Genomic DNA, 23,148 nt, shown 5'->3' on the forward strand with positions numbered 1-23,148 from the left:
GTGGTTTTCCTGCGTCAGATCCTTCTCTAAGAGCTACCGAAATCGGCACTTGACCAATCAAGGGAACGTTGACTCCAGAAAGCTCACTCAAGGACTTAGCAACTAGCTCGCCGCCACCCTTGCCAAAGAGCTCGATTCTCTTGCCATCTTGTTCTAGGTAGCTCATGTTTTCAATGACGCCAAATATGGCTTGGCCGGTTTGTAAGCCGACGGCTCCTGATCTTTCGGCAACCTCGCTGGCAGAAAGCTGCGGTGTTGTTATAACAACTGTTTTGGCGCTTGGAAGTAGTTGCCCAAGGCTAATTGCAACATCACCTGTTCCAGGAGGCAGGTCTACTAGCAGCACATCCAGATCTCCCCAGAAGACGTCACTCAAAAACTGTTCGATTGCGCGGTGAAGCATGGGTCCTCGCCAAGCAACCGGCTTGTTATCTTCAACGAACATGCCAATCGAGATCACCTTCACACCAAATGCAACTGGGGGCAGAATCAACTCATCAACCCTGGTTGGCTTCTCGGTTATGCCTAGTTGGCCCGGGATAGAAAAGCCAAAGATGTCGGCGTCGATAAGGCCGACTTTTTGACCTTGGCTCGCAAGGGCAACAGCCAGATTGGCGGTCAACGTTGATTTACCCACGCCACCTTTGCCGGAGCCAATTAGGAAGATGTTCGTCAGGGTGTCTTTATCAAAGGGGTTGTGACGCATGGGTTTGCCGCCACGAAGTTTTTTCTTTAGCGCGTCACGCTCTTCGGGGGTCATGACCGTCAGGGTGACATTGACTTTTGTTACCCCCGGAATAGCTGCCACCGCGTCATGGGTTTCTTGTTCGATGCGTCTAGCTGCTGGGCAGCCAGTGATGGTGAGCTTTATTTCAACTTCTGCGGTGCCAGCTTGGAAGCTAACTTTTCCGACCATATCGAGTTCGGTCAGGGGTATGCGAAGCTCAGGGTCAATTACTTTTGAAAGAGCTTGATGGATCAGGGCCTCGGACACCCCTTAACTCTACGGACAGGCATGAGAGAATAGGAACATGAGCCAGAAAAATACACCATCAACCCTTCCCGAAGGCGAAGTTGTTGGCCAGTTCAAAAACTACCTCGAAGCGGTAAAGGTAGTTGAGCAGCTGGTAGAAAACGGTTTCCCAGCAAGATTAATTTCAATAATTGGTTCCGACCTAAAAACGGTTGAAACCCTAAAGGGCAAACTTGGCTTTGGAAGAGTCGCACTCTCAGGTGCTGTTACCGGTTCTTGGATTGGACTATTTTTTGGATTGCTATTTGGTGCCACCAGCACAACAGAGCAGGTAGTGGTAACAAACCTAAGCGCAGGAATAGTTATCGGTGCTGGAGTTGGAATGCTGCTAAATGTGATTCGCTTTAGCCTCACCAAGAACAAGAGAAGCTTTATTTCCGCCCAAGCCGTTATCGCTAAAAAGTATGACGTGATTGTTCCAACCGGTCAATTAGCCGACGCCAAGAAGGCAATAAAGACCGCTACTTCGACAGCTACCAAAAAGCCTGCGACAAAAAAGCCTGCCTCTAAAAGTTAACTAAGACTAGCCATCCAGGATTCGATCTTGGCTGGGGTTCTTGGTAGCTTCGCTGAAAGATTCTCAACACCGTCTTTGGTAACCAACACGTCGTCTTCAATTCGAATCCCGATCCCACGGAAGCGCTCCGGAGCTAGCAGGTCGTTCTCGTGAAAATACAAACCTGGCTCAATGGTGAAAATCATTCCTTCTTTAAGCTCAGCATCCAGATACATTTCTTTTCTTGCCTGAGCGCAGTCGTGAACATCAAGACCTAGGTGGTGGCTTGTGCCGTGGACCATCCAGCGTCTGTGGAATTGCTTGTCAGCTTCTAGTGACTCCTCTGCGGAAACTGGCAGTATTCCCCAGTTTGCTACTTTGTTTGCAATCACCTTCATGGCCGCTTCGTGGATCTCGCGGAACTTTATTCCTGGCTTAGCCACCGCAAAAGCTGCATCGGCAGCTTCTAGTACCGCTTGGTAAATCTCTAGCTGAGCATCGGAGTATTTGCCATTGATTGGCAAGGTGCGGGTTATGTCGGCTGTGTAAAACGAGTCCATTTCCACTCCAGCATCAACCAAAACTAGCTCGCCACTGTTTACTGGACCGTGGTTAGTGATCCAGTGCAAGATGCAGGCATTTTTTCCAGCAGCTGCAATGGTTTCGTAGCCTAGGTCGTTGCCTTCGAGCCTGGCCCTAGCAAAAAATGCTGTTTCAATTATTCTTTCGCCGCGCGGGTTTTTTGCTGCCCTGGGCAATACCTTCACGATGTCTTCGAAACCTCGAATTGAGCTTGCAACTGCTTGACGCATTTGATCGATCTCATAGGAGTCTTTGACAAGCCTGAGCTCAGAAACAAACTGAGCTAGCTCACTGTCTTCAAGGGTTATGGACTTTTTATCTTCTAGGTAATCACCTAGTTCACTTAGGTCGCGGGTATCGATTTTTAAAAGCGCGGAGACATCTTCAAGTGTTGGTCTGGCGCCTACCCAGAATTCACCTATGGCGGGGTTTGCAAAGAACTCATCGGAATCTTTCCCTGCTGTTGGACGCAGAAACAGAATCTGGTTTGACTGCTCACTGTCTATAACCAAAACTGAGTCCGGAACGGTTTGGGAACCCCAGCCAGTTAGGTGAGCAAAGGCTGCATGTGGTCGATAGCGATACTCGGTGTCGTTTGATCTGGTCTTAGGTGCACCAGCTTCAATCAAAATCAGCTGCCCCGGAAACTCAGCCGCGACCTGGTCGCGCCTAGTTTTAGCAAAGTCAGCTGCGGGAGTTGGAGACACAGTTTTTTCGGAGCTTTCTTGCCAACCACTTGAAATGTAATCAAGAAACTCTTTGCTGTTTGGGGTTCTAGAACGGTTTGTTCCAGTGCCCTCTTTTTTATCGCTAAGCATCTACCTATTGTGTCATTTCATTAGTGTCTTGGGCGTTGGGTAGTGTTGAGCTAACAGAACAGGGATTTCAATGGTCAAAATAGACCTCCACACTCACTCCACTAGATCCGATGGACTCGATACTCCTAGCCAGCTAGTGACCAACGCCGCTAAAGCCGGCATCAGCGTCTTGGCACTAACCGATCACGACACCGTCTCGGGCTGGGATGAAGCTAGATCCAAAGCCCAAGAAATAGGACTGGGCTTTGTTCCCGGAATCGAAGTAACAAGTGTTTCCGATATCGAAAGATTTGGCCGCACAATCCGAATTAGCGTTCACCTACTTGCATACCTTCCGGATCCAAACCACGAAGCACTCGCTTTAGTTCTTGGAGACACCGTTGCCACCCGAGAGGCAAGGGCGCGAGCGATTGTTGACAAGCTCTCGAAGGAAATGCCCATCACCTGGGAGATGGTTCTAGATCACCTTGATAAAGGTGCAACTATTGGCAGGCCCGCTATCGCGGACACCTTGGTTACCATGAAAAAAGTTTCTGATCGAAGCGAAGCGTTTGAGTATTACTTGTCTACCGATGGACCTTTTTATGTTTCACACTCAGCTGTTTCCACCGTGGAGGCAATTGATCTAATTGGGAAAGCCGGGGGAGTGTCAGTAATTGCTCACCCTCTAAAAGGTGTCGGCCCAGACACTAGCCCAGAAGATCTGCCACTAGATCATTTCGAGGAAATGATTCAGAGGGGTTTATCAGGAATTGAGGTTTATCACCGCGATGTTCCAGAAGCGGCTAGGTCTTGGCTACTGGGCTTGGCTACCAAACATGATCTTGTTGTCACTGGTTCGAGTGATTATCACGGCGTTGCTGGAAAGCCGAATCAGTTGGGTGAAAACACAACCAGCGGGGAAATGTTGGATCGAATTGTGAAGCTTGGAACTGGAACTAAAGCTTCGCTTTAGCTATTGCCACCGCGGGTGCGGTTACGTGTTCTATTCGCAGTTCCCGAAGGACGGTCAGTCTTTTTTTCTCCAGAACGTTCTGGTCTAGAGTCAGATCCTCTTGCTGGCCTGGAGCTTTTTTGACCCTGAGGCCTTGAAGACTTTGGGACTTCGACCTTGGTGCTGGCTCTAATTCTTCCCTTGGTGCCTGCAGGAATGTTCATGTCGGTAAACAGGTGCTCGGAGCTTGAGTAAGTTTCTGTTGGATCTGGCTGACCAAACTTTAGCTCTTTGTCGATATGGGTCCAGCGCGCTAGGTCTTCCCAGTCCACGAATGTGACTGCAATACCAAGGCGACCCGCGCGACCGGTTCTTCCAACGCGGTGTAGGTAAGCCTTTTCGTCTTCTGGAACTGAGTAGTTAATAACGTGTGTCACATCGTCAACGTCGATACCACGGGCAGCAACCTCGGTAGCAACCAGAATGTCTTTTTTACCAGAGCGGAAATTGGCCATCGATTTCTCTCTGGCTTCTTGAGACATGTCACCGTGCAAAGCGCTTGCGTTAAAGCCTCTATCAATTAGCTCATCGGCTAACTTGGCAGCTTGGCGCTTGGTGCGGCAGAAGATCACAGTCTTGCCACGGCCTTCGGCCTGCAGAATTCTTCCAACAACCTCGTCCTTGTCTAGCGAGTGCGCTCGGTAGACGAACTGCTTGATGTCGGCTTTGGTTAAACCCTCATCAGGGTCGTTGACCCTGATGTGTACGGGCTTGTTTTGGTAGCGCCTTGCAAGCGAGACAATCGCGCCTGGCATGGTGGCTGAAAATAGCATGGTCTGACGAGACTCTGGTGTGTAAGCAAAGAGCTTCTCAACATCTGGTAGGAAGCCAAGGTCTAACATTTCGTCTGCTTCGTCTAACACCATGAACTGGATGTGTTTTAGATCAAGCTTTTTTTGTTTTGATAGGTCAATTAGACGACCAGGAGTTCCAACAATGATCTGCGCTCCGGCATCGATTTCTGCAATTTGACCCTCGTACGCTTTTCCTCCATAGATTGCTGCCACGGTAGTTGAGCGATTGGAGCAAGCGTGCTTTAGATCTTCTGCAACCTGAATAGCTAATTCTCTGGTTGGAACAACTACCAGTGCTTTGGCGCCTTTTTCTGGATCAAGCCCAAGGGATTGAATAAGAGGTAGGCCAAAGCCCAGGGTCTTTCCAGTTCCAGTTTTGGCTTGGCCAATAATGTCCTGACCGGTGAGGGCAAGCGGTATGGCCTGCTCCTGGATTGGAAAGGGGCTGGTGATTCCTCGGCCCTCGAGGGCCTGGTAGATATCTGGATCGATACCTAAGTCTTTGAAAGTCAAATTACTCCTATATATGCTCTTCTTACTCTACTTGGCAAGGTGCTATCCCGTTTATGCTTGAAAGGTGTTTGAGTGGTTGAGATCCTTACGTAAAAAAGTTGGCAAGCTTGTTTTGCCTGATCGCGAAGAGCGATCTGCTAGAAACAAGACCAAAATCAATCTCAAGCCATACACGCCAGAGCCAAAGGCCTACCTAGGTCAGCTTGCGTATTTGCTGCTCTCTAATTTTGAAATTCTTACCAATGAGCTCAAATACGCTCCAACTACTCAATACAAAGCAGAACTCAGCGAAGCAGCTGCCAAGAGTTTTGAAAAGTACCGCGCGATTTCCAAAAAGCTCTCCGGTTTGGGTGTTGACGTAACTGACTCGATGGATCCATTCACCGAGCGAATCGACACTTTCCACTCCAGAACCTCAGGGGTGGACTGGTATGAAGCAATCATTAAGATCTACCTGGTGTCTGGTTTGTTGGACGATTTCTATAAACGGCTGGCTGTGGGTCTAAACAAGGAACTTAGAGAGTCGGTTGAAAAAGCCCTTTCGGATAAGACTTTCGAGAAATTTGCTCAGAGAGTGATAACCGAGGGCATGAAAGCCAACCCCGAGCTCGACTCAAGGCTGGCCCTTTGGGGCAGGCGCCTAATGGGAGATGTACTGCTGGAAGTTAGGGCTGCTTTCGATAATCGAAAGCTTGCCGGAATTGATAAGGCAGCTTCTCTAAGCGCTGAGCAAGAAAGAAAAGTAAATCTGGAGTCTTACTCAAAGATAGAACCACTTATCAGCGAGATGATTGCAGCTCACTCGCTGAGAATGGATTCAATCGGCCTTGCCGCCTAGTAGCGCTAGCTCATCTTTCTTTTTTCTTTTTGAGGCTAAGAGTTTCGAGCCAAAATACATGGCTGCTGGCATGCTGAGCATAACGATGGACCAGATCCAGCCATCGGTATAACCAAAGCCCAGGACGGTAAGAAGTATCCACAGGAAAGAACCAGTTGCTAGGGAAATCGCGGTTGGAACAAAAGAGCCATAGCGATCCGAATTTATGTTGACAGCTGGTGCCACCAGGGCCAAAACAGCTGCGTAGAAAACAATGAATAGAAACTCCATTAGGCGATGAACCCGACCCTTCTAGATTCCTCCGCACCAAGCTCGAGGTAAGTAATTGACTTGGTTGGGATTAAAAACACGTTGCCCTTGGAATCAGTCAAGCTGATTAGCTTGGCCTCGGACTCCATCGCGGTCGAAACAGTTGCCTCCAACTCCTTGGCGCTAGCAGAAGTTTCGAAGCTGAGTTCGCGAGATGAGTTTTTGATGCCGATTTTGATGTCCATGACCAACCTTTCTACTACTAGATTACGGCAGGAAAACTGTGGGCTAGACATCTATTGTCAGAAGGCTCGGGTATCTTGATTGACATGACCCAACCGAAATTTGTGCCACTTTCGCGCATTGACTCGGTCAGGCAGCTTTCGCTCAATAGCTCTCAGCTCCAAGCTGTCAACTTACCCGCCGAAGCGATAGTCACGGTCATTGGCTCTCCGGGCTCTGGCAAAACAAGCTGCCTGAAAGCTCGCTTTCTGCATCTAGTTGATAAGGGCGCCAAGCCAGAGCAAATTGTTGTGATTGCTCAAACGAGGGACAGCGCAAACCTATATCGCGATCAGTTAGCTCTCGAATTACAAGGTGCAACCGCTGGCCCAATTGCCAAGACTCTTACCAGCTTGGCCTTCTCGGTACTTGTCGATAGGGCCCGCAAACTAAATGCCCCAACTCCAACATTGCTAAGTGGTAGCGAACAAGATGCCATGCTGCAAGAAATTCTCAAAAATCAAGACCCTGAAATTTGGCCAAAGCAATTAGACAATACGGTTCGATCACTTACTGGATTTAGAACCGAACTTAGAGATCTGATCGCTGTTGCCATCGAGCACGGGATTACACCCGAGAGACTCTCTGAGTTAGCCCAGGAACAAAATGTTTCGCAGTGGCAATCTGCAAGTATCTGCTACCAGCAGTACCTAAACTTACAAAACTCAAGCAAATCACAAAAGTATGACTCTGCGTCTTTGCTCAGGGAGGCTGCATCGGTTGTTGAAACTTCGAAAGAGCTCCCAGACTCGATTATTGCAATCAAAACTTTACTGATTGATGATGCCCAAGAGCTAACTCCAGCAGCAGGCGAGTTTATTTCTGCCCTGACAAAACATGGAGCGGGGGCTAGCTTTTTTGGAGACCCCGATGTTGCAACACTTAGTTTTAGGGTGGCTAATCCAAAATCTATGACCCTACTTGCAGAGCGGATTGCAATCTCGAAATCCGTACATCCGGAGACTATTTACTTGCAGGCCAGCCACCCGATCAGACCGCCAGAGATTTCTCTTGCGCTTGCCAAAGTCAGTTCTCAAATAGAGGTGGCTCGGGCTGGAAGGCAAAGAAAAGGTCTAACTGTTTCCAGTGGGGAGCAGGCTTCAGGCGATGGCTTGGTCGCAAAAGTATTTCGCTCTCGAACCGACGAACTTGCTTACCTGGCGGGGGCACTAAGAAGAAGGCATCTATTCGATGGCGTGGCCTGGTCGAACATGGCTGTGGTTGCAAGAAGTCGGCCCGAGCTTGACGCTTTAGCACTGGTGCTTAGCTCTCATTCGGTGCCGGTTCGAGTAACAGGAAGTGCTTCGGCTTTGAAAGCCGATCACGCCGCGGGTGAACTGCTGCAGCTTGCGGCAGTTTGTTTATCTGATGAGCCCGTGGACCTTGCCCAAGCAGAGCGTCTGCTGACCTCAGAAGTCTGTGGGCTTGATGCGCTTTCGCTACTTCGACTAAAGCGTTCACTTCGAAGGGCCCATCAAGACTCTGAAGCAACCGCCGACGAACTGCTGCTTTCTGCAATGAGTGAACCGGCAGTAATTGCCTTGGTTAGATCTCAAGAGGCTCGCAAAGCAGAGCAGTTAATTCGCCTCATTGGTCAAACAAGGCTGCTAGCTCAGGAACCAGAGGCAACAACAGAAGCAGTTCTATGGAATCTAATCTCTGGGACAGCCTTGATGGATCGCTGGGTAGTTGCATCTCGTGGCGTGTCAGAGCTGGCCATGCAGGCTGGAAAGAATCTTGATTCAGTATTGGCGCTATTTGCAGCTGCCGCTAGGTTCACAGAGCGTAACCCCGAGAGTAGAGCCATTGATTTTGTTTTGGATCAGTTAGCTCGTGAAATTCCAGAAGACAGCTTGGCGCTAAATAATCTTTCTGGCGAATACGTTTCGTTGCTTACGCCTTCTGGATTGATAGGTAGATCTTTTGACACTGTTTTGTTGCCGGGACTCATCGAGGGAGTCTGGCCGAATCTAAAGCCGAGGTCATCCCTGTTGGGCGCCCAGGCGCTAGGCGCTTTAGCTACCGGTGAGATCGATAACACCTCGGAGCTCACCAAATCGGAGCTATCGGGTGAGCTTCGCATGTTCAATAAAGCTCTTGGTGCCGCGAGATCTAGAGTCTTGGTCACTGCAACCGATCAGGAAGAAGAGCAGATCTCGCAATTTCTTGCCCTGGTAAATGGCAGCATCCCAGAACCCGAGAGCAAGATCCCAAGATCTTTCACCCTGCGCTCTTTGGCGGGGGACATGCGTCGTGAATTAGCAAGTGGCACTGGTGAGAATTCAGAGCTCGCGATGGGGCTCGCCCGCTTAGCTGCAGCCAATGTTCCAGGCAGCGATCCATCCAATTGGTATGGATTACTCCCAATTTCAACGGAAGAGCCACTAACTGATCTAACAAGTGAGCTGGTTACTGTCCGTCCATCTCAGCTAGAAAGTTATCTCAAGTGCCCGCTGCACTGGTTCTTGCAAAATCATGGTGGCAGGTCAGATTCCTTCTCGGCATCTCTTGGAACACTGGTTCACGAAGTTTTGGAAGTTAGCTCATCTTCTGATTTGGCAGAACTACAAAAACTTACCGACTCGCGTTGGCACAGCCTCGAATTCGAAGCCGACTGGTTAGAAGATCTTGGAAAACGAAGAGCTGCAAAGATGCTTGCAAACCTAGCCAGCTACCTAAAGCAATTCGAAGACCAGGGCTCGATTGTTTTGGCGAAAGAACAAAACTTCCGCTTCGAGTTTGATCACGTAAGGGTCCAGGGCCAAGTAGACCGAATCGAGAGTTTCGAAAACGGCTCCATCATGATTGTTGATCTAAAAACAGGTAGCTCAGCACCAACGGACGCGGACACTGCAACAAATCCTCAGCTTGCCTTGTATCAAATGGCACTTTTAGAAGGTGGCTTTGAGGATATTGGAAAGATAGCTCAAGAACAGCTTGCGGGAGCAAAGTTACTAATCGTTGGCGGCGACAAATACACCGAGCGATCACAGCCTGCCATGAGCGAAGATACCTCTGCTGGATTCAAGAAGCTGCTTTTAGAAACAACTGAGGGGATGGCAAGGCAAGTATTTGTCGCTGAGCTTTCTAACCACTGCGAATCAGAACGTGAATACGGAAGCTGCAAACTGCATCTAACGAGGGCGGTGTCCTATGTTGGCTAAATTCTCAGCAGCAGAAATTTTCAAGGTAATAAAGGATAGTGAGCTCTCTCGAGAAAAAATTGAAGCTATCGAACAAGCTGCCTTAGATTCACCAAGCCTGGTGGTTGCAGGGGCAGGAAGTGGCAAGACCGAGCTACTTGCAGTTCGGGTACTTTGGCTAGTTGCTAATGGTTTTGCAAGACCCGAGCAGATACTTGGTCTTACCTTTACCAAAAAGGCAGCGACCGAGCTATCAAAAAGAATCTACGAGTCGTTACTGAAGCTGCGCGACTCCGCCTTCTGGCCAGAGGGTCTGGAGTTTGATTTCCAGGCACCTACTATTTCGACCTACAACGCTTTCGCAAACCAGGTGTTTCGCGATAACGCATTGGCTCTGGGTTACGAATCAGATGCCACGCTCATTAGCGAAGCAACCGCTTTCCGTTTGGCCAGAGAGGTTTGCGTTCGCTTTGGGTCTGATGTTTCTGGGACCCTAAGCGATCTGGAGCTAAACATCGATGCTCTGGTTGAAAAAGTGATCGAGTTGGCAAGGGCGCTAAATGACAACGGGCAAACGGCAGCTAACCTGCAAAGTGAAATCGCTCGATCCGTTGATCACATCGCAAGACTTCCCAAAAAAGTCGGCGAGGAGGTTGGCTCCAGATTTGCCTATGTTGAAACAATCGTTGAGGAGCTAAAGCCGGCACCACTGGTAGCCGAACTAGCCGAGATCTTCCAGAAGGAAAAGAAACTGCGCTCCATGGTTGATTACTCAGATCAGGTGGCTCTTGCCTTGAGGTCAGTTACTGAGTTCCCCGAGGCAGCAACTAATCTTCGCGAGAGCTTTACTCAGGTAATGCTAGATGAGTATCAAGACACTTCCGTTTTGCAAACCAGGTTGCTATCAACCCTATTTGCAGAAAGATCGGTGTTTGCTGTTGGAGATCCAAACCAGTCCATCTATGGTTGGCGCGGGGCAAGTGCATCAAACCTTGACGAATTTGCTAGCGACTTTGGAACTTCCCGAAACTTTAGCTTGAAAACCAGCTGGCGAAACCCGATTCAGGTTTTGGAAAAAGCCAATGAGATTTCTTTGCCACTAGCCAACCAGGCAAGCTTCGAACTCCCCAAACCTTTGGATCAGAGAGTGCTGCCAGTGAAACTTGAGCCGATGCCGGATGCTCTGGACGGTGAAGTTCAGGTTCGCTTTTTGGAAACCATCGAGCAAGAGGCTCAGCAATTGGCCGATTGGTTCAAGCCTGCGCTAGAACAGGGGTCAAGCTGTGCGGTTTTGATGCGCAAGCGCTCAGCTATGGCCCTATTCGTTGAGACGCTGCAGTCAAACGGTATTGAGGTTGAGGTTGTGGGTCTTGGTGGCTTACTCGAACTCCCAGAAATTGTTGACCTAGTTTCTGCTTTGAAAGTTGTCCAACGCGTTGATGCCGGTAGCGAGCTAATCAGGCTACTCACCGGCGCAAGGTGGCGCATTGGTCCAAAGGACATCGATCGCCTGTTTGTTATGGCAAGAAAACTATCTGGACCAAGGCAAGAGGGCGTCTTCCGCCAGGAGCTCACCATTGTTGAGGCCCTGGACGAGGTGACTAGTCAGAGCCTGGAATTACTTTTGGAGTTTTCGCCTGAGTCTTTAACGAGACTCCGTGACGCGGCCACCTTGTTTAGAAACTTGCGGTCGGCGACAGCACTGCCTTTGGCAGATTTTGTTCGAGTGGTTGCCGAGGAGCTCTGGCTAGATATTGAACTTCGAGCCAATCCAAGGCTCAAAAACCCAATGGCCCAGCTTGAGTCGTTCTATGAAACAGTTGCGGGCTTTAGCGCATCCAGTGCCGCTTCGCAGTTAGCAGGTTTCTTGAACTGGCTGGATTACGCATCCAAGAAAGAGCGATTTGAATTGCCAAAGTCCAACCCGGCAGCGGGTGTAGTGCAGGTGCTCACGGTGCACGCCGCAAAGGGACTTGAATGGGACTTTGTTGCGGTGCCGAATCTTGTGGAAGATGATTTTCCGAGCAAGCCAAGATCTGTTTCTGGATGGCTTTCTGGTGCCGAGTTGCCGTATCCGCTTCGAGGTGACGCTAGTTCGCTTCCGGTTTTCGCTTATGAGGCAGCTAGAACCCAGGCGGAGATAAAAGCAGCTAAGGATCAGTTTCGTGCCGACAACAAAGAGCACCAACTCAGAGAAGAGTATCGATTAATTTATGTTGCAATAACCAGAACTAAGCAAGCCTTGCTCCTTACTGGTTCTTACTGGAAACCAGGCAACGCAGGATCGAGAAAACCTTCTCGCTTCCTTGAGCAATTAGCAGGAGAGGGCTTTGAGTTTCCGGAGATCAACAGCCAGGAAAATCCTCTTAACTTGGAACCAAAAACTGCCAGCTGGCCACTGGATCCAGTCGGCGAGCAATACGCTTCGGTTTTGAAGGATGCAGCTAAGCAAGTAACGCAAGCAAGTAATCAGTTAGCGGATTCAGGCAGTGATTCAAGGCAAAGCAGTGTTCAAGAAGAAATTGATTTACTTCTAAAGGAGCAAGATGACCGCCTTGCTCGTTTAGCGGTTGTTGATCTTCCGGTTCGAATTCCTGCATCCAGGTTCAAAGAGTTTGTGAAAGATGTTGACGCCATGGCAGCTAAACACTTGCGACCAACTCCGTCAAAGCCTTACCGCGCCACCCGAACTGGAACACTGTTTCACTCTTGGGTAGAGGATTTCTTAGTATCCGAGATTGACCAGGTAACTTCTCCCACAGTTACTGAATTGGCAGAGACATTCAAGAGTTCCAGATTCGCAAACTTCAAAGATTCGGAAATTGAGCTTGAAATCAACTTGACCCACGGAGTCAACACATTTGTTTGCAAACTGGATGCGGTGTTCAAAGTGGGGGAGCGCTACGAAATAGTGGACTGGAAAACCGGTAGCCCGCCAGAAACCACCGAGCAGGAGCAGGAAATGATCTTGCAGTTGGCTCTGTATCGCTTTGCTTACTCAAAGCTTCGAAATGTGCCGGTTGATCAAATTGATGTTTGCTTCTACTTTGTGTCTGAAAACACCGAACTCAGACCAGAAGTTGTTCCTGGACCCGAAGAGCTTATGAAGCTTTGGGGAGAGCTCTTTGTTTAGAAAAGCTCGTCGTTCTTGATTGGGTTCGAAGTTGCCTCTTCGGCACGTCGTTGCTGAGCAATCTCAGTAGCCAGGGGAGCAGCGGCAATGCGCTCGGCTTTTCCTGATTCAACTTCTTCGGTCAATACCAAAAGCATTCCCACAGCGTCTTCAATAATCTCTTGGCTTCCCTGTGAGTAGCCATGCAGCAACCATCTGGCAAGTTCTAGTTCGCTATACAACAAAGCTCTCGACCAAAGGTTTACATCGGCACCAGGCCTAGCTTCGAAGTATCTAGCAACTAGATTCTTGGCAAGTTCGCTAGTTGCTCCACCCAGAACCCAAGCCAAGTCCTCTGCTGGATCAGAAATTCTCAGTCCGCTCCAGTGCAGAACACCAGAAACTTTCCCATCTAGTTCTAAAACGCTGTGGCCATTGATTGCTCCGTGCACCACGGTTGGCTGGTAGCGGAACATGCTGGAATCTTCCAAAGCAGTTTCCCAGCGCTGCAGCAGAATTGGCGGAACCTTACCTGTCTGGGCAGCGCGGTCCAGCTCCATAATGCGGTATTTCAGGTTTTGGTTTGGGTCAAGTTCTGGGAATCCAGATTTTTGCACCAGCTCGTGAGGCAAGTTGTGAATTGCCGCGATAGCGAAAGCAATGCTTGTAGTTAGTTGACTCACTGGCTCCACACGAGAAAGTTCAATGGAGTTTCCGTAGACAAAATCAAAAACTAGAGCGCGCTGGCCATCTGAGTCTTGGGTATCTCCGATGAGCTGGCCAATCTGAAAAGGAAGGTTTAGGCGCACCAGGGAGGAGAAACACTTGAGGGCTCTAATCTCTGCTTCAAGTTCTGTTCCGGCGGTTGGGCTGTTTGCCATACGAACAACGAAGTGCTCCCCGCTCTTGGCGGTTAGCAGAGCTGCGTCAAAAGCACCTGATTGTCCAGCGTCTAGGTGCTTTACCTGTGCGAAGTCAAACTGCGGAACTGCGTCTTTAGCCAGTGCCGCTAAAATCAAGGGTGATCTAGCCATAAATTTAGGTTAGACAACATTGCCCAATCTATTCAGTATCGCCACGCGAGGATAAAGTGACCGAAATTAAGCTTCCACCCCTTGCTCGCTGGGAGCTCGATAGAGACTACTTATCTCGCTCCAAACCTGAGCTTTTCGATGAGCTCTGGAGTATGCAATCCACTCGGGTTCTGGTTCTACATGAGGGCAAGGCTCTGGTTCGCAAGGGCCTTTCTAGCCCAGAACTTTATTTGCTACCGGTTGAAAAAGTTCCCGCTGCAAACCTTCGGGTCTATTTGGGTAAGACAACAATCGAAACTCCGCTAGAAGCAAAAGGATCGGCGATTGTGCTGGCAGTAGTTAATGACAACTCAGCGATGTCAATTGAGCCCGATCCAGCACTTTGGCAGAGCCTGCGGGCATTGGGCTCAGAGCTTTCCGATAGAGATGCGGGTCTATTCACCCAGTCACTGGCTGTTGCCAACTGGCACGAGAAAAATCAACACTGTCCAAAGTGTGGAACTCCAACGGTGATCGAGCAGGGCGGCTGGGTAAGACGGTGCTTCAAGGACAATAACGAAATCTTTCCGCGCACCGACCCGGCGATCATTGTTGCAATTACCGACCAAGAAGATCGCATCCTGCTTGGTTCTCAAGGTACCTGGGAACAAAATCGCTGGTCGATTCTCGCGGGCTTTGTCGAGGCGGGGGAGTCGCTCGAGGCTGCAGTAGTTCGAGAGATGAAAGAAGAGTGTGGGTTGGATGTATTCGACGTCGAATATCTCTATTCACAGAGCTGGCCGTTTCCGCAGTCACTAATGCTTGGCTTCACAGCCAAAGCCGACTCAAGCATTGTGTTCTTGCCAGATGGTGAAGAAATAGTGAAGTTGCGTTGGTTCTCCAGGGCGGAGATTGCAGCGGAGGCGAAATCACTGTTGCTACCAAGTGATTCAACCATCTCGAGAGCACTTATTGAACTTTGGTATGGCTCTGCAATTGATTCCGCGGCTGAGGAAACGAAAAATGGCGAACAGTAGCGCGCAGCAGATTCTAGAAGGACTAGATCAGAATCAAAAAGTTGCCGCTCAGTCGCTAGTTGGCCCAACAGTTATCTTGGCCGGTGCGGGAACCGGAAAAACCAGAACCATTACTCACCGCATTGCCTATGGAATTGCAACAGGGCATTTTGCCGCTAATCGAGTTCTCGCTCTCACTTACACAAATCGCGCAGCGGGGGAGTTACGAGCGAGGCTTCGGCAACTGGGCGTTGGCGCTGTTTCCGTTAGAACTTTTCACGCCGCAGCTCTTGCTCAATTGGAATTCTTTTGGCCACAGCTAGTAGGAGTGCCAGCACCTTCGATCTTGGATTCCAAAGCCAAACTGATTGGCCAGGTCTCCAAGGCAATGTCTATCAACCTGGATGCAGCAGCGCTACGGGACTTAGCAAGCGAGATTGAGTGGCGTAAGTACTCGATGCTTTCGATGGATGAGTACGCATTACTCGCCGACACAAGGGCACAGGTAGCAGGTCTTAGCTTCGCAAAGAATCTTGAGATTCAGCAAGCGTACGAACAAGAAAAGATTCGCATGCAGCGTCTGGATTGGGAAGACGTTTTGATTTTGACACTGGGACTGCTAAAAGCAGAACCTCGAGCGCTTTCTCATGTTCAGAGTCAGTATCGCTTCTTCACAGTTGATGAGTATCAGGACATTTCCCCTCTGCAGCACGCCCTACTGGATCAGTGGCTTGGCTCGCACGCAGAGCTGTGTGTTGTGGGGGATCCGAACCAGACCATCTACTCTTTCACTGGCGCCAGCAGTGAATTCCTGCGCAGTTTCCAAGATCGCTTTCCAGGATCCACTGTTGTGGATCTAATAACAAATTATCGATCCAGTAAACAAATTGTCGCCTTTGCTAATCGATTAACCAGTGACTCTGCAATGGGTGGAGACCTTGAGGCCGCCGGTGGCGCTGGGACAACGCCAACAATTCAAAGCTTTGACTCCACCAGCTCACAAGCCAAAGCAGTTGCAAAATCCATCGCTGAATCGATTCAAGCCGGGGTTTCTAAAAGTGACATAGCGGTGTTGTATCGAATCAACAGCCAGTCTGAAGAATTAGAACGAGCGCTTGATGATTTAGGTATTTCTTATCAGCTTCGAGGAGGAGAGCGGTTTTTTGCCAGGCCGGAGATACGCACCGCTGTTCAGCTCATTAGAGCAGAGTCGCTTTCGCCTTCTGGCAAACCTCTTGATCACGCTGTTAGCGACATTGTTCGATCCCTTGGTTGGCAACAGCAAAGACCAACGCAACAAGGCTCAGTTGCCAGCAAGTGGGAAGCACTCAATGCACTTTTGTATATGGTCGATGAGCTTCCAGAAGGAGCAGGCATCAAGGATTTTGCTCTCGAGTTAGCCGATCGCGCTCACTCGCAACATGAGCCAACCCAGGAAGCAGTTACCCTGTCTACCATTCACGCAGCCAAGGGATTGGAGTGGCCAATGGTTTACATAATTGGCCTAAACGAGGGTTACTTGCCAATCACCTACGCCAAGACAGACGCCGCAATTCAAGAAGAGAAAAGACTTCTTTATGTTGGGATTACTAGGGCCAAGGCCCAACTGAGACTTTCTTTTGTCGATCAAGATAAAGGTAGAGAGCGCTCACCCTCAAGATTCGTAGCCGTGCTGCAAGCAGGCTTAGCCCAGTAAGTCCCTCAGGGCCGCGTCAATTTCGTCTTCAGGGTTTTGCTTCAGAGTTCGCTCAATCAACTTAGCTGGGTCTTGAATGTCCTGCTCGGTAGGAATCAGATCCGGGTGAGACCAAATCGAATCTCTTTTTTCCAAACCAGCTGCATCGGTCACCTGCTGCCACATCAAAGATGCCTCGCGTATTTTTCTTGGCCTTAGTTCTAATCCAATTAGTGTCAAGAAAGTTCGCTCGGCAGGACCGATGGATGCACGCTTGCGTCTCATTGTTTCCGCAATAGCCAGAGATCTTGGAAGCCGCTTGGTTGCTGCTTGAGTGACGCAATCCACCCAACCCTCGATAAGAGCGAGCACCGTTTCAATTCTTTCCAGAGCTCTAGTTTGTGATTCTGTTCTTGGAGCAATAAGCGCACCGGATTCGAGAGCTTTTTGAATGTTGCCTACCTCGGCGGGGTCGAATCCTTCGGAGAGCTCAACAATTTTGGAATTATCGATTGTGATTTCACTGGCATAAGAAGTGATTAGGTTCACGATGTATCCGCGGAGCCACTTGCTGTGCTTGAACAATCTGGAATGGGCAAGTTCTCGAACCGCCAGGTAGATATAGACCTGGTCAGCTTCTTCTTCGAGGGAATTGACAAAGTTAGCTAAGTTTTGGGCGACAAAGGCAGGTCTTGCTTCTTGGAAGATCGGTAAGCCGATGTCGCCACCGCTAAGCACTTCCTCTGATAGCTTTCCTAGCGCTTCTCCCAGTTGCATGGCAAACATGACTGAACCAGCTGATTTCATGATGCCACTTGCTTGGGAGAGCATGCCAGCAAACTCCTCTGGCAAATTCTCTTGGAAGTTTTCGGTTAGAGCTACCGCCATGCGTTCTGCAACCGGAGTTGCCAGGTCTTTGAACAAGCCGATTGAGTCAGCTACCCACAATTCTCTTGAAAGAAGTTTTGGCTCGATTGAGATTGGACCTAGATCGGTAGCTTCATCCAGCCACAAGTTTCCCGTTGCAGTTGCGGTATTAATCGACCTTCCAACTGACTCTGGAACTGCGACAGTGTTCTTGGCGGAAATTTTCCTTGCCTGAGTTTGAACTAGATTCCAGTTCACGCCTTCTGTTTGGTTGCCTGGAGCGATTGCGGCGCCGATCTGGGTAAGCATCTCCTGAAGCGCCTTTGGGTCAAGTGGTAAGCCTGCAGCCTTGGCGAGTTGCTCTGGGTCAAGTGGCGCACCGGATAGAAACTTGCGCAGCATGGCCTCAAAGTCTTCGGGCTCTGGCCGGTTCTCGTTCAATTGACTACCTATCTTCTATCTGATTCAAGGCTACTTCCTCTAAATCCCTAATCTGCCTGAACTATTGCTTTGGTTTCTGGGTGTTCGCCGAGAGCGTGGGATATTGGGGCAAGTTCGCTATTACCCTCACTTAGGCTAATTGTCAGGCTTACAAATCAAGGCGGGCATGACTTTTTTCCAGAGGGATAGAACTAGTTCAAAAGCTAGTGTGCAGGCTAAGCGCGCTGTCGGGTTCTTCGCAGCGGTTACATTTGCTGTCGGTTTTTTGGTTTTAGCTGTGCTTCCAACTCCCTACCTCATTGAAAGAGCTGGCCCAACCTACGACGTTTTGGGCGAAGTTGCAGATGAGCCGGTAATTCAAATTTCGGGCGCTGAAAGTTACGAGTCCGAGGGAATGCTCGAGATTTTGACCGTGAGCATAGTTGGAAGACCCGAGAACACTCCAAGTTGGATTGAAATTGCGCTCGCGTGGGCCGATCAGTCCCAGAAGGTAGTTCCAGTTGAGCTACTTTATCCCGACGATCGCACTACGGAGGAAGTTCGGTCAGAGTCCAGTGCGATGATGGAAGTTTCTCAGCAAGAAGCTATCGCTGCAGCGCTAAATTACCTCGGCTATGAAACACCAAGGCAGGTATACATCGCCGAGGTTGTGGCGGATGCGGCAGCAAGTGGAAAGCTTGTGGCAGGGGATTTTGTATTGTCACTAAATTCTGAAGCAATCTTAGACATCGAGCAACTCAAAGAATTAGTTACCAGCTGGGACGAAGTAGCACCACTGTCAGTTGTGGTTGACAGGAACGGACGGGAGGTCATAAAAGAAGTGTCTCCAGTCAAAGACGCCGAGGGAAACTTTAGACTAGGAATTTTGGTGGGATACAAGTATGACTTTCCGATAGAGGTAAATCTCCAGCTGGGAGATGTCGGCGGTCCATCCGGAGGAATGATGTTCGCTCTTGGAATCATTGACAGGCTTACTCCCGGAGATCTAACCGGCGGCTTGCACGTTGCGGGAACCGGAACGATCTCTCAATCTGGCGAAGTGGGCCCAATTGGTGGAGTCGTGCAGAAGCTCTATGGGGCCTCACGCTCTGGAGCAACGGTGTTTTTGGCCCCGGCGGCTAATTGCGAAGAAATCGTAGGAAACGTCCCCGATGGCCTGAGGGTAGTTAAAATAGAGACACTACAGCAAGCGCTCGACGCTTTAGAAAAGCTTTCGGCCAACGAGCAATTGGAATCTTTACCAAGTTGCACGAACTAGGAAAACAGGAGAATCATGACCCAAACTGCTAACCAAGGCATTCCAAGACCGACTCTTTCCCCGTCGACAATTGCTATTGGAATAGTTGTTGTAATTGGTGCGATTCTGCTGAGCGTTGCTGGTTTATACACCGACGTGTTGTGGTTTGATCACCTTGGCTTCTTGAGCGTGCTAAGCACCCAAATATTTGCTCAGGGAGCGCTGTTTACGGTTTCAGCTCTAGCTTTCACTCTTATAACCGGATTAGGTCTCTGGCTCGCTTTTAGGTTTAGACCGGTTTATATCAAGTTTGCAGACGAGAGATCTCCTTTTGAGCAGTATCGCCAGCTAATTGATCAGCTTAGAAAAGCGGTCATGATTGGTGTTCCACTGGCTCTTGGAACAATTGCCGGTTTGTCCGTAGCTCCAAGCTGGGGGGTTGTTCTTTCTTATCTAAACCGCACCCCATTTGGTGAAACTGATCCACAGTTTGGTATGGACATTTCTTTCTACATCTTTGAGCTGCCTTTTTATATCGGCCTAGTCGGATTCCTTTCTGCTGCTTTCCTTATTGCGCTGCTACTAGCTGCCGGGGTTAACATCATTTACGGAAGCATCAAATTCAATGGTCGTGAGACTCTAGTTTCTAAAGCAGCTCGCATTCAAATTGGCATCTCGGCTTTTCTATACTTACTGACCCAAGGGGCATCCCTTTGGTTAGATCAGTACTCAACACTGACTAGCTCTGCCGGTTTGTTTACCGGAGCAAGCTACTCCGATGTAAATGCCGCAATCCCTGGATTACAGATCTTGGCTCTTATTTCTATTGTTGTTGCCCTCTTATTCTTGGTAGCTGCTTTTGTTGGCAAGTGGCGCTTACCGGTTGTTGCTACCGGATTGATGGTTGTTAGCTCACTTATTCTTGGAGGATTATTTCCTTGGGCAGTCCAGACTTTCCAGGTAGTTCCAAATGAGCGAGTCTTGGAGTCGCCATACATTCAAAGAAACCTGGATGCCACATCTAAAGCCTTTGGTATCGACACCGTAGAGCGTGTCGAATACAACGCTGTTGTTGACGCTGAGGCAGGTGCCTTACGCGAGGATGCCGAAACAACTGCTTCTATTCGAATTTTGGACCCGGCTCTTGTTAGCTCTTCATTTAGACAACTTGAGCAGTTCCGTCAGTACTACAACTTCCCAAACCAGCTAGATGTTGGTCGCTACGAAATTGATGGAAAAGTTCAGGACACTGTTTTAGCAGTTCGTGAATTGAACCAGGCTGGTCTTGGAGACTCGCAGTCTTGGTACAACAACGTGGTTGTTTACACCCACGGATTTGGTGTTGTTGCCGCTTACGGAAACCAGCGCACCCCAGACGGAAAGCCAGTATTCATGCAATCCGGTATCCCATCGGTTGGAGAACTAGGGGATTACGAACCGAGGGTTTACTTTGGAGAAAGTTCCCCAACGTATTCGATTGTTGGAGCACCATCTGGTGCAGAACCTCTAGAGCTAGATTTCCCAGCCGGCGAAGGTGAGAACGACCAGACCTACAACACCTTCTCAGGATCTGGTGGCCCAATGATTTCTGGAATCATTCCGCGCCTTGCTTATGCGCTGAAGTTCCAGAGCGAACAGATCTTGTTATCTGACGCCATAAATTCTGAATCTCAGATTCTTTATAACCGCAATCCGCGGGAACGTGTGGCAGCCGTTGCTCCATTCCTTGAGTTGGACTCAGATCCATATCCTGCGATCATCGACGGCCAGGTTCTGTGGATTGTTGATGGTTACACAACCTCAAACAACTATCCATACTCCAGATCCGAAAACCTAGCTCAGGCAATCGCAGATGCCAACTCACCGAGCGTGCTGCTAAGAGGCGAGGTCAACTACATCAGAAACTCTGTTAAGGCCACAGTTAACGCCTATGACGGCGAAGTGACCTTGTACGAGTGGGATGAGCAAGATCCAATTCTGCAGACCTGGAAGAAAGTGTTCCCAGGAATCATTCAACCAATGAGCGAGATGTCGGGAGAGCTACTTTCTCACGTGCGTTATCCGGCTGATCTATTCAAAGTTCAGCGTTCGATACTGGGAAGTTACCACGTTGAAGATGCTGGAGCGTTCTACTCTCAGCAGGATGCTTGGATGACACCAAATGATCCAGTGGGTGGATCAGGTGTTGGAACCTTGCAGCCTCCTTACTATCTCACCATGCAGGTGCCAGGTACTGATTCACCTGACTTCTCGATTTATTCGACCTTTATTCCTCGCTCCACCGGTGAAGCTTCGAGAAACGTACTGACCGGTTACCTTGTCGCCAATTCAGATGCCGGCACTACGGCTGGCCAGAAGTCCGCCGACTATGGAACGCTTCGGTTGCTAACTCTTCCAAAGAGCACGATTGTTCCAGGACCTGGTCAGGTGCAAAACAACTTCAGCGCTGACTCTGAGGTGTCTCAGCTACTGAACATTTTGAGACAGGGATCAACCAGAGTTCTTAACGGAAACTTGCTAACGCTTCCAGTTGGTGGAGGACTACTTTACGTGCAGCCGGTTTACATCCAGTCCACTGGTGAAACTAGCTACCCGCTACTGCAAAAGATTCTGGTTGCTTTCGGTGATCAAATTGCGTTCGAAGACACCCTTGATGAAGCACTAACGGCTCTATTTGGTTCTTCAGGAATTCCAGACGAGATAGCACCAACTGATCCTGCAGATCCAGACGCCGAACCTACTGATCCGGAAGCTCCAGCAACTGGATCAGAGGCGTTAGCTGAAGCTTTGCAGCAAGCACTTGAGGCCATCCAGGAAAAAGATGCCGCGATGGCAGCTGGTGACTGGAGCGCATATGGATTAGCAGAGGAAAAGCTTCGGGAAGCTATTGAGGCAGCGCTCGCGGCAACTCCGTAGTCCACTGGCAGCAACTGTTCAAAAGTGGTAGATTGAAACTTCGCCGCGGGGTGGAGCAGTTCGGTAGCTCGCCGGGCTCATAACCCGGAGGTCGTAGGTTCAAATCCTGCCCCCGCAACCAATTAGAAAACCCCACCCATTCGGGTGGGGTTTTTTGTTGTGCATAAGTTCTGCGCTAGAAAATGAATCTTCTTATCGTTTCGTTATGTCGATCCCCTCAAACCTTGCTGTTGCCTTTTCAAGTTTGCTAATTACCTCCGCTATAGTGTTTGCTGAAGCTCCCGCTGCGCTTGCGTGCTCCACTGGTGGAGCTGGAAACTCTGGAGTTTCTCACGGGTCAGCGATGCACTCCGGGTCGGTGACAGTTTGTGTTGGGGTTCAGGTAACCACACCGGCAGCAGCAACTCCAAACGCACCAAAACCTGCTACCGGCATAACAATCAGCCCGGTTGCGAAGCCAGTTTGCCCAACGGCTGCTCAGCGTAAGCAAATGCCAAAGTCCCCAGACGCTGCAGAGCGTTGGATCAAATCGGTTTGCGCGCCAAGCAAACCAGTAGCCTCAAAGCCGACAGCGCCAGTAACTATCACTCCTGCAGCGACAAGCTATAGCAGCGCCGCGGTTTCTTTCACACCAAATCCGCTTTCGGCAAATGTGTATCCAGGTCCGCAGCTAACGGCTGGTGACATGGCTACTTTTGGTTCAAACCCGTCGCTTCACTATGGATCCCAACTGATTCTTGGTAGACAAGCCGAGGTTCAGTTTTCACCAGCTTGGCTCGGCTGGCAATTTAGCGATGGAACTCGGATCCAGGGAGTAGACATAAATCGAAGCTTTGAACAAACCGGAAAGTATCAAGCCTGGGCAATCGCGAACTATTTTGTGAGCTATCGACTAGTCGGTGAAACTACCTGGCAGTCGGTAGCGGGCCAGATTTCAGTTTTGAGTAATGTTTTAGACCTTGATGTTTCAGTCAAGGTACCTGCGGTGCCAGCAAAACCACCAAAGCTGTTACTAGTTGGCGGGGAGTGCAGCGCAAACCCCAAAAGCTGGGGATGCATCCCCTAGGCTCTAGCGCAATTGGGCATTTGGAATAGTCTTATAGCAAGGTAAAGCTTCAGCTAACTCCCT

17 protein-coding genes and 1 tRNA gene are annotated in these 23,148 nt (G+C 49.6%); 11 read left to right on the forward strand and 7 right to left on the reverse strand.

Going from position 1 to position 23,148, the window contains the following annotated elements:
* On the reverse strand, positions 1 to 994 hold a 994-nt coding region (locus AC9UFE_RS04305), incomplete at its 3' end, for a P-loop NTPase (protein ID WP_509545976.1).
* Between the two features lie 37 nt (positions 995 to 1,031).
* Between AC9UFE_RS04305 and AC9UFE_RS04310 the strand changes: the two genes are divergently transcribed.
* Positions 1,032 to 1,550, forward strand: a complete 519-nt coding sequence (locus AC9UFE_RS04310) for a YflT domain-containing protein (protein WP_509545978.1) — start codon at positions 1,032 to 1,034, stop codon at positions 1,548 to 1,550.
* On the opposite strand, the gene AC9UFE_RS04315 is transcribed toward AC9UFE_RS04310, so the two are convergent.
* Positions 1,547 to 2,929 (reverse strand): aminopeptidase P family protein, encoded by a 1,383-nt coding sequence (locus tag AC9UFE_RS04315; RefSeq protein WP_509545980.1) that lies wholly within the window; start codon positions 2,927 to 2,929, stop codon positions 1,547 to 1,549. The genes AC9UFE_RS04310 and AC9UFE_RS04315 overlap by 4 nt on opposite strands.
* A 70-nt stretch (positions 2,930 to 2,999) precedes the next feature.
* Here AC9UFE_RS04315 and AC9UFE_RS04320 point away from each other — a divergent pair, with 70 nt between their 5' ends.
* A complete protein-coding gene (locus AC9UFE_RS04320; RefSeq protein ID WP_509545982.1) occupies positions 3,000 to 3,884 on the forward strand; it encodes a PHP domain-containing protein in 885 nt (294 codons plus the stop codon).
* On the opposite strand, the gene AC9UFE_RS04325 is transcribed toward AC9UFE_RS04320, so the two are convergent.
* Entirely contained in the window at positions 3,881 to 5,230 is a 1,350-nt protein-coding gene (locus AC9UFE_RS04325) for a DEAD/DEAH box helicase (RefSeq protein ID WP_509545984.1), read from the reverse strand. The genes AC9UFE_RS04320 and AC9UFE_RS04325 overlap by 4 nt on opposite strands.
* Positions 5,231 to 5,306: 76 nt before the next feature.
* Here AC9UFE_RS04325 and AC9UFE_RS04330 point away from each other — a divergent pair, with 76 nt between their 5' ends.
* On the forward strand, positions 5,307 to 6,068 hold the full coding sequence (locus AC9UFE_RS04330; RefSeq protein WP_509545986.1) for a ferritin-like fold-containing protein: 762 nt from the start codon (positions 5,307 to 5,309) through the stop codon (positions 6,066 to 6,068).
* Here AC9UFE_RS04330 and AC9UFE_RS04335 read toward each other — a convergent pair.
* Both AC9UFE_RS04335 and AC9UFE_RS04340 read right to left on the reverse strand, forming a co-directional pair.
* Positions 6,048 to 6,338 carry a hypothetical protein gene (locus AC9UFE_RS04335; RefSeq protein WP_509545988.1) on the reverse strand — a complete coding sequence of 97 codons (291 nt, stop codon included), beginning with the start codon at positions 6,336 to 6,338 and terminating at the stop codon, positions 6,048 to 6,050. The genes AC9UFE_RS04330 and AC9UFE_RS04335 overlap by 21 nt on opposite strands.
* The gene (locus AC9UFE_RS04340) at positions 6,338 to 6,562 is read right to left on the reverse strand and encodes a DUF3107 domain-containing protein (RefSeq protein WP_509545990.1); all 225 of its coding nucleotides are present in this window, start codon (positions 6,560 to 6,562) and stop codon (positions 6,338 to 6,340) included. Before AC9UFE_RS04340 ends, AC9UFE_RS04335 begins: the two co-directional genes overlap by 1 nt.
* A gap of 54 nt (positions 6,563 to 6,616) precedes the next feature.
* On the opposite strand from AC9UFE_RS04340, the gene AC9UFE_RS04345 reads away from it, so the two are divergent.
* Positions 6,617 to 9,763 (forward strand): PD-(D/E)XK nuclease family protein, encoded by a 3,147-nt coding sequence (locus AC9UFE_RS04345; protein WP_509545992.1) that lies wholly within the window; start codon positions 6,617 to 6,619, stop codon positions 9,761 to 9,763.
* Positions 9,753 to 12,875 carry an ATP-dependent helicase gene (locus AC9UFE_RS04350; RefSeq protein ID WP_509545994.1) on the forward strand — a complete coding sequence of 1,041 codons (3,123 nt, stop codon included), beginning with the start codon at positions 9,753 to 9,755 and terminating at the stop codon, positions 12,873 to 12,875. Before AC9UFE_RS04345 ends, AC9UFE_RS04350 begins: the two co-directional genes overlap by 11 nt.
* Here AC9UFE_RS04350 and AC9UFE_RS04355 read toward each other — a convergent pair.
* Positions 12,872 to 13,888 (reverse strand): phosphotransferase, encoded by a 1,017-nt coding sequence (locus AC9UFE_RS04355; RefSeq protein ID WP_509545996.1) that lies wholly within the window; start codon positions 13,886 to 13,888, stop codon positions 12,872 to 12,874. The genes AC9UFE_RS04350 and AC9UFE_RS04355 overlap by 4 nt on opposite strands.
* A 56-nt stretch (positions 13,889 to 13,944) precedes the next feature.
* Between AC9UFE_RS04355 and nudC the strand changes: the two genes are divergently transcribed.
* Positions 13,945 to 14,904, forward strand: coding sequence for an NAD(+) diphosphatase (nudC, locus tag AC9UFE_RS04360; protein WP_509545998.1), 960 nt, complete (start codon positions 13,945 to 13,947; stop codon positions 14,902 to 14,904).
* Positions 14,891 to 16,579: an ATP-dependent helicase gene (locus AC9UFE_RS04365; protein ID WP_509546000.1), complete on the forward strand. Its 1,689-nt coding sequence runs from the start codon at positions 14,891 to 14,893 to the stop codon at positions 16,577 to 16,579. The genes nudC and AC9UFE_RS04365 overlap by 14 nt, the downstream gene beginning before the upstream one ends.
* On the opposite strand, the gene AC9UFE_RS04370 is transcribed toward AC9UFE_RS04365, so the two are convergent.
* A complete protein-coding gene (locus AC9UFE_RS04370) occupies positions 16,568 to 17,866 on the reverse strand; it encodes a zinc-dependent metalloprotease (protein ID WP_509546003.1) in 1,299 nt (432 codons plus the stop codon). The two genes, AC9UFE_RS04365 and AC9UFE_RS04370, sit on opposite strands and share 12 nt — an antisense overlap.
* Before the next feature lie 166 nt (positions 17,867 to 18,032).
* Between AC9UFE_RS04370 and AC9UFE_RS04375 the strand changes: the two genes are divergently transcribed.
* From AC9UFE_RS04375 to AC9UFE_RS04390, 4 genes are all read left to right on the forward strand, one after another.
* Positions 18,033 to 19,124 (forward strand): YlbL family protein, encoded by a 1,092-nt coding sequence (locus AC9UFE_RS04375; protein WP_509546005.1) that lies wholly within the window; start codon positions 18,033 to 18,035, stop codon positions 19,122 to 19,124.
* 15 nt (positions 19,125 to 19,139) lie between these two features.
* Entirely contained in the window at positions 19,140 to 22,019 is a 2,880-nt protein-coding gene (locus tag AC9UFE_RS04380) for a UPF0182 family membrane protein (protein WP_509546008.1), read from the forward strand.
* A 44-nt stretch (positions 22,020 to 22,063) separates the two neighbouring features.
* Positions 22,064 to 22,140 (forward strand) — tRNA-Met (locus AC9UFE_RS04385).
* Between the two features lie 36 nt (positions 22,141 to 22,176).
* Positions 22,177 to 23,085: a hypothetical protein gene (locus AC9UFE_RS04390; RefSeq protein ID WP_509546011.1), complete on the forward strand. Its 909-nt coding sequence runs from the start codon at positions 22,177 to 22,179 to the stop codon at positions 23,083 to 23,085.
* Positions 23,086 to 23,148 lie beyond the last annotated feature (63 nt).

The sequence above is a fragment of the Rhodoluna sp. genome (genome assembly GCF_044239955.1).
Lineage (GTDB): Bacteria > Actinomycetota > Actinomycetes > Actinomycetales > Microbacteriaceae > Rhodoluna.

What these genes read in the sequence shown, in the direction of transcription:
- AC9UFE_RS04310 (WP_509545978.1), top strand. Translation starts at nt 1,032, where the DNA reads ATGAGCCAGAAAAATACACCATCAACCCTTCCCGAAGGCGAAGTTGTT.
- AC9UFE_RS04315 (WP_509545980.1), bottom strand. Translation starts at nt 2,929, where the DNA reads ATGCTTAGCGATAAAAAAGAGGGCACTGGAACAAACCGTTCTAGAACC.
- AC9UFE_RS04320 (WP_509545982.1), top strand. Translation starts at nt 3,000, where the DNA reads ATGGTCAAAATAGACCTCCACACTCACTCCACTAGATCCGATGGACTC.
- AC9UFE_RS04335 (WP_509545988.1), bottom strand. Translation starts at nt 6,338, where the DNA reads ATGGAGTTTCTATTCATTGTTTTCTACGCAGCTGTTTTGGCCCTGGTG.
- AC9UFE_RS04340 (WP_509545990.1), bottom strand. Translation starts at nt 6,562, where the DNA reads ATGGACATCAAAATCGGCATCAAAAACTCATCTCGCGAACTCAGCTTC.
- AC9UFE_RS04350 (WP_509545994.1), top strand. Translation starts at nt 9,753, where the DNA reads ATGTTGGCTAAATTCTCAGCAGCAGAAATTTTCAAGGTAATAAAGGAT.
- AC9UFE_RS04355 (WP_509545996.1), bottom strand. Translation starts at nt 13,888, where the DNA reads ATGGCTAGATCACCCTTGATTTTAGCGGCACTGGCTAAAGACGCAGTT.
- AC9UFE_RS04365 (WP_509546000.1), top strand. Translation starts at nt 14,891, where the DNA reads ATGGCGAACAGTAGCGCGCAGCAGATTCTAGAAGGACTAGATCAGAAT.
- AC9UFE_RS04375 (WP_509546005.1), top strand. Translation starts at nt 18,033, where the DNA reads ATGACTTTTTTCCAGAGGGATAGAACTAGTTCAAAAGCTAGTGTGCAG.
- AC9UFE_RS04380 (WP_509546008.1), top strand. Translation starts at nt 19,140, where the DNA reads ATGACCCAAACTGCTAACCAAGGCATTCCAAGACCGACTCTTTCCCCG.